3 protein-coding genes are annotated in these 8,536 nt (G+C 67.4%); 2 read left to right on the plus strand and 1 reads right to left on the minus strand.

The features are described 5' to 3' along the window. Window positions 1-3,002 (minus strand): helicase-related protein (locus tag LC092_RS20885; protein WP_224809643.1); only part of this gene is annotated, 3,002 nt, incomplete at its 3' end. Between the two features lie 688 nt (window positions 3,003-3,690). Between LC092_RS20885 and pyc the strand changes: the two genes are divergently transcribed. Further along, window positions 3,691-7,161, plus strand: coding sequence for a pyruvate carboxylase (gene pyc, locus LC092_RS20890; protein ID WP_224809644.1), 3,471 nt, complete (start codon window positions 3,691-3,693; stop codon window positions 7,159-7,161). Window positions 7,162-7,187: 26 nt separating this feature from the next. Continuing rightward, window positions 7,188-8,390: a winged helix-turn-helix domain-containing protein gene (locus tag LC092_RS20895; RefSeq protein ID WP_224809645.1), complete on the plus strand. Its 1,203-nt coding sequence runs from the start codon at window positions 7,188-7,190 to the stop codon at window positions 8,388-8,390. Window positions 8,391-8,536: the final 146 nt, after the last annotated feature.

Genomic DNA, 8,536 nt, shown 5'->3' on the forward strand with positions numbered 1-8,536 from the left:
GCCTGGTCGTCGCGCCCGCCGGGCCCCTTGGCCAAGGCGCCGTCGCGCACACCGCCACGGTTGCCGGGCCGGCGGCCGGCCTTTTCGCCGCCGCGCGGACGGCGATCGCGCCGACCGGGACGCCAAACTTCGATCGTGACCACATCAGACGCATCCGCATCGGCGCCAGCAACTGCCTCGCCGCTAGCGTCCGGGGACACCGCATCCGGCGTTCCGGCGTCCGCCGTCGCAGCGTCGGACGCGGCACCGCCGGCGTCCGCTTCGTCGCTCGTTGCAGCTTCGCCAGCCGGAGCATCCGGGGCCGAAGCCTCGGCGGCCACGGGCTCGGCCGCAGCCGCGCCGTTGGATTCGCCTGTTTCGATCGCGGGTGCCCCTGCCTCCGGCTCAGCCGAAGACGACACGTCGGCCGCCTCGGACGCATCGGAGACACCAGCCGTCTCGACGGCCTCGGCGTCCGTCGCCGCACCGTCAGCCGGTGCGGCATCGGCCGCCGGAGCTTCGGACGCGGGCGTATCATCCGTGGCCGGGCGCTGGATCTCGCGGCTTTCGCTGCGGTAGCCGAGCGACTTGAGGATTGCGGAGAAATCTTCGCCGGCACAGCCGAGCAGCGAGGTCATCGCCACCGTCACGGTAAAGCCGCCGCCTTCGGGAACCGCGCCTTCCGGCGGCTCGACCGATGCATCGAGCGGCTTCCAGGCAAGCAGCGGGCGAATCAGGTCGGCGAGACGCTCCAGAATATCGACACGAACGGCGCGCGGGCCGCACACGCGGAAACCGACGACCTTGTAGAGGTCCTTGGAGAACGCCGGATCGACGACAACCGAGGTGCGCCCGGAGGCCGAAAGCTGCGGCAACTCGGACAGCCCCGGCATCTCCAGGTCGCCGTGCTTCAGGGCCCAGAGCTGGGCCATCAGCCGGCTCGGCGCCGGCTTCAACAGCGCCGGCACGAAAATATGATAGGCGCCGAAGCGCACGCCGAGACGGCGCAGGCCGGCGCGCATGGTCTGGTCGAGCTGGCGCACGTCCTCGGCGATGTCGGAGCGCTCGACGATGCCCTGCGCCTCGACGAGACGGAAGGCGACGCCGCGCGCAAGCCCCTCAAGCCCTTCGCCCGTCTCGAGATCGCGCAGCGGCTTGGCCAGCGTGTCGATATGCGTCTTGAGCCAGAGCGTGAGCCGGCCCTCGACCTTCTCGCGATCCGCCGTCTCAAGCGTGTCGTCGCACAGCACGATCAGACCGGGCGCGAGCACGGTTTCGCCGGCGATCAGCCGCCCGACCACCTCGCCCTGCCAGCGGATGAACCCGTCGGAGGTCAGGGTGAAATCCTCGTTCGCCGCGCGGGCGACCTTGTCGGCGCGCGCCGTCAGCTCGCTGGCGAGCGCCTTTTGCGCCGCGGCGCGCAGCGCCTTGCCGTCCGGCCCGTCGGCCGCGGCATCCGGCGCGAAGCGGAAGCCCTGGAGCTGGCCGACGTGCTGCCCCTCGACAAGCACATCTCCGACTGGTGTGATTTCCGCTTCAAGCATCGCGTTCTCTCTTAGACGTCGCATCAATACGCTGGTTCGTCGGTCGACAAAGCGCTGAGTCAGCCTGTCGTGCAAGGCGTCCGACAATCGGTCTTCTACGCCGCGCGTGACGCCTTGCCAATGGGCGGGATCCGACAACCAGTCGGCGCGGTTGGCGACAAAGGTCCATGTCCGGATGTGCGCCATGCGGTTGGACAGGGTGTCGATGTCGCCGTCGACCTTGTCGGCGAAGGCGACCTGACGCGCAAACCAGTCGTCCGGGACGACCCCGTCGCGGGTCAGATGGGCATAGATCCCGGCGATCAGGTCGGCATGATTGGCCGGCGCGATCTTCCGGTAGTCCGGCACCTGGCACACATCCCACAAGAGCCGGACACGCTCCGGCGAGGACGCCACCCGGCGGATCGCCTCGTCGCGCACGGCATGATCGAAGGCGGTTTCGTCGGCCGACGGCGGCGCGCGGGTCAGTCCCTGTTCGCGCGGCGGCACGTCGAGCGAGGCGCGCAAGGCCGTCACGGAGGAAAAGTCGAGCGCCCGGCTGCGCCACTGAAGCACCTTGAGCGCATCGAAGCGGTGGCTTTCCAGCGCCTCGACAAGCTCGTCGTCGAAGGGATCCACCCGCCCCGTGACCCCGAAGGTGCCGTCGCGGGTATGACGCCCGGCGCGGCCGCCGATCTGCCCCATCTCCGCCGGGGTCAGCATGCGGTACTGATAGCCGTCGAACTTGCGGATCCCGGCAAAGGCGATGTGGTCGACGTCGAGATTGAGGCCCATGCCGATCGCGTCGGTCGCGATCAGATGCTGCACGTCGCCGTTCTGGAACAGCGCGACCTGGGCGTTTCGCGTGCGCGGGCTGAGCGAGCCGAGCACGACGGCCGCACCGCCATGCTGGCGCCGGATCAGTTCGGCGATCGCATAGACTTCAGACGAGGAAAACGCCACGACGGCGGAGCGCGGCGGCAGCCGCGTGATCTTTTTCTGCCCCGAGTAGGCCAGCACCGACATGCGCGGCCGGGTCACCACATTGAGGCCCGGCAGCAACCGCTCCAGAAGCGCACGCGCCGTCGCAGAGCCCAGAAGCAACGTCTCCAGATGCCCGCGCATGTTGAGAATGCGGTCGGTGAACACGTGTCCGCGCTCGAGGTCGCCGGCCAGCTGCACCTCGTCGATGGCGACGAAATCGGTCTTCAGGTCGAGCGGCATCGCCTCGACGGTCGACACCCAGTAGCGCGCGTCGGTCGGGATCACCTTTTCCTCGCCGGTGACAAGCGCGACCTTGTCCTCGCCGACGCGGGCGACGATGCGTCCGTAGACCTCGCGCGCCAGCAGGCGCAAGGGCAGGCCGATGATGCCGCTTTCGCGCGCGATCATCCGCTCGATGGCGAGATGGGTCTTGCCAGTGTTCGTCGGCCCGAGAACCGCGGTCACGGTCCGGGCGCGGACACTCGCCGGAAGCTGGGAATTTGGGGAATGGAGCATGTGTTGCGACGACGCGGGTGCGGCCTCTTGGACGAGGGCAAAACTGGGCGGCGATAATCCGGCCGTCCCACCATCAGGCAGGGCGAAACCCTGATGTCTGGTACCACAGTCGACCGGCGCATGTCGCGCATTCTTTTGACGCCGCCCGGCACCCGGCCGGCGCCGAATCGCACGCCCGCCCCGGCGAAAACGGCACAAGCGGAACGAGTCTAGAACAAAGCCGGACCGAATCGGCCACCGGACATCGTTCCCGGTTTGTTTCCTACAACATCTGGTGGAAAACAAGCCACCGGCACCGAAATCGTGAGTCGGACCAGATATTTGGCCAGGGAGCGATTCCTTGAGCGCCGCCTCTCGGTGATCGTGCATTTCCTTTCGATATCGTAAACCGGAAACCTAAAATTCGAGCGGCCTCGTTAACCTTTCGACCGAACGGCGAACAAAGCCTGTCCGAATCGCTGATCAGCGCGTGTTCCGCTTTTGTTTTTACCGGATGTGGTAGGCGCCAGCCCCTCCGCGCCCAGATGCCGAAGCCGCATCCGGGCGGCCTCCCGGTCCGGGTAGTGCCGGATTAACCCCTTGGTCCCGTTTCGGGACGGCTCCTGGGTGCGGCGCAAAGACACCACCTTCCCTTGCGGTGCCCTGCCCTGTAAAACCCCACGTGAAAGCCATAGCAGGAGGGACAGATTTGGCCATTCGCAAGATCCTCGTCGCCAACAGATCCGAGATTGCCATCCGCGTGTTCCGCGCAGCCACCGAACTGGGCATGCGCACGGTTGCCGTCTACGCCGAACAGGACAAGCTCGCGCTGCACCGCTTCAAGGCGGACGAGGCTTACCAGATCGGACGCGGCCCGCACCTGGAGGCACCGCTCGGTCCGATCGAGGCCTATCTGTCCATCGAAGAGATCCTGCGCGTCGCCAAGGCCTGCGGCGCCGACGCGATCCACCCCGGCTACGGCTTTCTGTCGGAAAGCCCGGAGTTCGCTGACGCCTGCGCCGACGCCGGGATCGTCTTCATCGGCCCGCGTCCGGAGACCATGCGCCGGCTGGGCAACAAGGTTTCGGCGCGCAACCTCGCCGTCGAGGCCGGGGTGCCGGTGATGCCGGCGACCGACCCGCTGCCCGACGACATGGACCAGGTGCGCAAACTTGCCGCGGAAATCGGCTACCCGGTGATGCTCAAGGCCTCCTGGGGCGGCGGCGGGCGCGGCATGCGCGTGATCGGCGACGAGGAAACCCTGCTGCGCGACGTGGAGGCCGCCAAGCGCGAGGCCAAGGCCGCCTTCGGCAAGGACGAGATCTATCTGGAAAAGCTCGTCGAGCGCGCCCGCCACATCGAGGTGCAGATCCTGGGCGACAGCCACGGCAACCTGCTGCACCTGTTCGAGCGCGACTGCTCGATCCAGCGCCGGCATCAGAAGGTGGTGGAACGCGCGCCCGCGCCCTATCTCACGCCCGAGCAGCGCGAGGAAGTCAGCACCTACGGACTGAAGATCGGCAAGGCGACCGACTATCGCGGTGCCGGAACGGTCGAATTCCTGATGGATGCCGACACGGGGCAATTCTACTTCATCGAGGTCAATCCGCGCATCCAGGTGGAACACACGGTCACCGAGGAGGTCACCGGCGTCGACCTGGTCAAGGCGCAGATCCGCATCGCCGCAGGCGCGATGATCGGCGATCCGGGCTCCGGCATCCCGACGCAGGACGCGATCAAGCTCAACGGCCATGCGCTGCAATGCCGGATCACCACGGAGGATCCGGAGCAGAATTTCATTCCCGACTATGGCCGCATCACCGCCTATCGCGGCGCGACCGGCTTCGGCATCCGCCTTGATGGCGGCACCGCCTATTCCGGCGCGGTGATCACCCGCTTCTATGATCCGCTCCTGGAAAAGGTCACCGCCTGGGCGCCAACGGCCGAGGAGGCCGCCCAGCGCATGGACCGCGCCTTGCGCGAATTCCGCATCCGCGGTGTCGCGACCAATCTGGTGTTCCTGGAAAACGTCATCGACCACCCGGACTTCCGGGCCAACAATTACACCACCCGCTTCATCGACGAGACGCCGGCGCTGTTCGAGCAGGTGACCCGGCGCGACCGGGCGACGAAGCTCCTGACCTATATCGCGGATGTCACCGTCAACGGCCATCCCGAGACCAAGAACCGGCCGCGCCCGCCGGCCGAGGCGGCCGCCCCGCAGGCGCCGGTGATCGACGCGCCGATCAAGAACGGCACGCGCCAGCTCCTGGACGAACTCGGTCCCGCCGGCTTCGCCGACTGGATGAAGGCGGAACGCCGCGCGCTCGTCACCGACACCACCATGCGCGACGGCCACCAGTCGCTGCTCGCCACCCGCATGCGCAGCCATGATATCGTCGCGGTTGCCGATGCCTATGCCCGTGGCATGCCGCAGCTGTTTTCGCTGGAATGCTGGGGCGGGGCGACCTTCGACGTCGCCATGCGCTTCCTCACCGAGGACCCCTGGGAGCGGCTGCGGCTCGTTCGCGAGCGCGCGCCCAACATCCTGCTGCAGATGCTGCTGCGCGGTGCCAACGGCGTCGGCTACACCAATTATCCCGACAATGTGGTGCGCCATTTCGTCAAGCAGGCCGCGCGCGAGGGGGTCGACCTCTTCCGCGTTTTCGACTGCCTCAACTGGGTGGAGAACATGCGCGTCTCGCTCGATGCGGTGATCGAGGAGGACAAGCTCTGCGAGGGCGTGATCTGCTACACCGGCGATCTCAACGACAGCGCCCGGCCGAAATACGATCTCGCCTATTACATCCGCCTGGCGAAGGATCTGGAAAAGGCCGGCTGCCACATCCTCGGCGTCAAGGACATGGCCGGGCTGATGAAGCCGGCGGCGGCGAAACAGCTCTTCACCGCGCTCCGCCAAGAAGTCGGCCTGCCGATCCACTTCCACACCCATGACACGTCGGGCATTTCCGCCGCCAGCGTGCTCGCCGCCGTCGACGCCGGGGTCGATGCCTTCGACGCGGCGATGGACGCCTTCTCCGGCCTGACCTCGCAGCCGGCACTCGGCTCGCTGGTCGCGGCGCTGAAGGACACGCCGCGCGACACAGGACTCGACGCCGGCACGATCCGCGAGCTGTCGCTCTACTGGGAGGCGGTGCGCAACCAGTACAGCGCCTTCGAAAGCGACCTGAAAGCGCCCGCCTCGGAGGTCTATCTGCATGAAATGCCGGGCGGCCAGTTCACAAACCTGAAGGAACAGGCCCGCTCGCTCGGCCTGGAAAGCCGCTGGCACGAGGTCGCGCAGGCCTATCACGACGTCAACATGATGTTCGGCGACATCGTCAAGGTGACGCCGTCGTCCAAGGTCGTCGGCGACATGGCGCTGATGATGGTGGCCCAGGGGCTGAGCGTTGACGACGTTCTCTCGCCGGACAAGGACGTCGCCTTCCCCGAAAGCGTGGTGCAGATGATGCACGGCGACCTCGGACAGGCGCCGGGCGGCTGGCCGGAAGACATCCAGAAACGCGTGCTCAAGGGCGACGCGCCGATCACCGTACGCCCCGGCTCGCTGCTGGAGGACGACGACCTTGAGGCGCGTCGCGCCGAGATCGCCGAAAAGACCGGAACCGACATCGACGAGGCGGAGCTTGCCTCCTACCTGATGTATCCGAAGGTCTTCGCCGACTTCTCAGCGGCCAGGGAGATCTACGGTCCCGTCAGCGTGCTGCCGACCCCGGTCTACTTCTACGGCCTCCCGGCCGGCGAGGAGGTGATGGTCGACCTGGAGCCCGGCAAGACGCTGGTCGTGCGCTGTCAGGCCATCGGCGAAACGGATGAGAACGGCGACTGCAAGGTGTTCTTCGAGCTTAACGGCCAGCCGCGCATCATCAAGGTGCCCGACCGGGTCCATGGAGCCGCCGGCGCGGCGGCGCGACGCAAGGCCGAGCCCACCAACGCGGGCCATGTCGGCGCACCGATGCCCGGCGTGATTTCCACCGTCGCCGTCTCGACGGGGCAGAAGGTGACGGCTGGCGACGTGCTGGTCTCCATCGAGGCGATGAAGATGGAAACCGCGCTCCATGCCGACCGCGACGGCACCGTCGCGGAGGTTGTCGTGACCGCCGGACAGCAGGTCGATGCCAAGGACCTGCTGGTGGTCCTGGCCGACGTCGAAGACTGACACCGCGGCGAGGGGATGCATCCTGAATGAGCCTCGCCATCGCCAGCACCGATCTGCGCCGGACATTCCTGCACCTGCAGGGACTGTCCGGCGCACCCGGCCGCAAGATCGACACCGACGGCTGCCGGGCGCTTGTCCAAGACCTCGGCTTCGTCCAGGTCGACAGCATCAACACGGTGGCCCGCGCCCACCACCAGATCCTGTTCTCGCGCAACCAGACCTATCGGCCCGGCCAGTTGACGCGGCTGCTGGAGGTCCGCCGCGACCTGTTCGAGAACTGGACGCATGATGCCTCCTGCATTCCGGTGGAATTCTTTCCGCTGTGGCGCCACCGCTTCGCGCGCGAACGCGAGCGGATGAAGGCGCGCTGGACCAACTGGCACGGCCATGACTTCAAGGCGGAACTGGACAGGGTGCTCGCCCGCATCCGCGATCACGGGCCGGCGGGCACCCGCGACTTCGACCGGGACGGCCCGCGCAAGGAGCCCGGCTGGTGGAACTGGCATCCGGGAAAGGCGGCGCTCGAATATCTCTGGCGCACCGGCGAGATCGCCGTCACCCGTCGCGAGAATTTCGCCAAGATCTACGACCTTGCCGAGCGGGTCATCCCGCCGGGGCATTTCGAGCGCGAGATCCCGCATGACGCCTTCGTCGATACGGTCTGCGACGCGGCGGTCCAGCGGCTCGGCGTCGCCACCTCGGGCGAGATCGCGGCCTTCCTCGACCTGGTCACGCCCGCCGAGGCGGCCAACTGGTGTGCGACAAACGCGGGCGGGCGCCTTCGCGAGGTCACGGTGGAAAGTGCCGGCGGCCGCCGCGCCGCCTTCGCCCGCGCGGACATAGAAGCCTGCCTTCGGGACACGCCCGATCCGCCGAAACGCCTGCGCGTGCTCAGCCCCTTCGATCCCGTCCTGCGCGACCGCAAACGCGCCGAGCGGCTGTTCGACTTCCGCTACCGGATCGAGGTCTTCGTGCCCGCGCCGAAGCGGGTCTACGGCTATTACGTCTTTCCGCTGCTGGAGGGCGAGCGCATCGTCGGACGCATCGACATGGCCTGCAAGCGCGCAGACGGCACGCTTGCCGTCAAGGCGCTCTGGCCGGAAAGGGGCGTGCGCTTCGTGCGCGGCCGGCAGGACAGGCTGGAGGCGGAACTTCAGCGCATGGCGCGCTTCACCGGGATGGAGACGGTCGCGTTCGAAGACGGCTGGATGCGCGATCCCGCCGGCTGACGCGGCAGGCGATACCCTTGCGGGCGGCTAGCTGTGAAGTCTCAGGAGGTTGTTCACCCGGTTCGGGGTTAGGCTGCAATCGCCAAACTCCAGCCGAGGATCCCGAAGGATGAACAACCCGCACCAAGGTGCCCGCCTTACCGTCT

Source organism: Stappia stellulata (assembly GCF_020176715.1).
GTDB lineage: Bacteria > Pseudomonadota > Alphaproteobacteria > Rhizobiales > Stappiaceae > Stappia.

Bases quoted from the DNA above. Each gene is read 5' to 3' on its own strand.
- LC092_RS20895 (WP_224809645.1), top strand. From the start codon at position 7,188: ATGAGCCTCGCCATCGCCAGCACCGATCTGCGCCGGACATTCCTGCAC.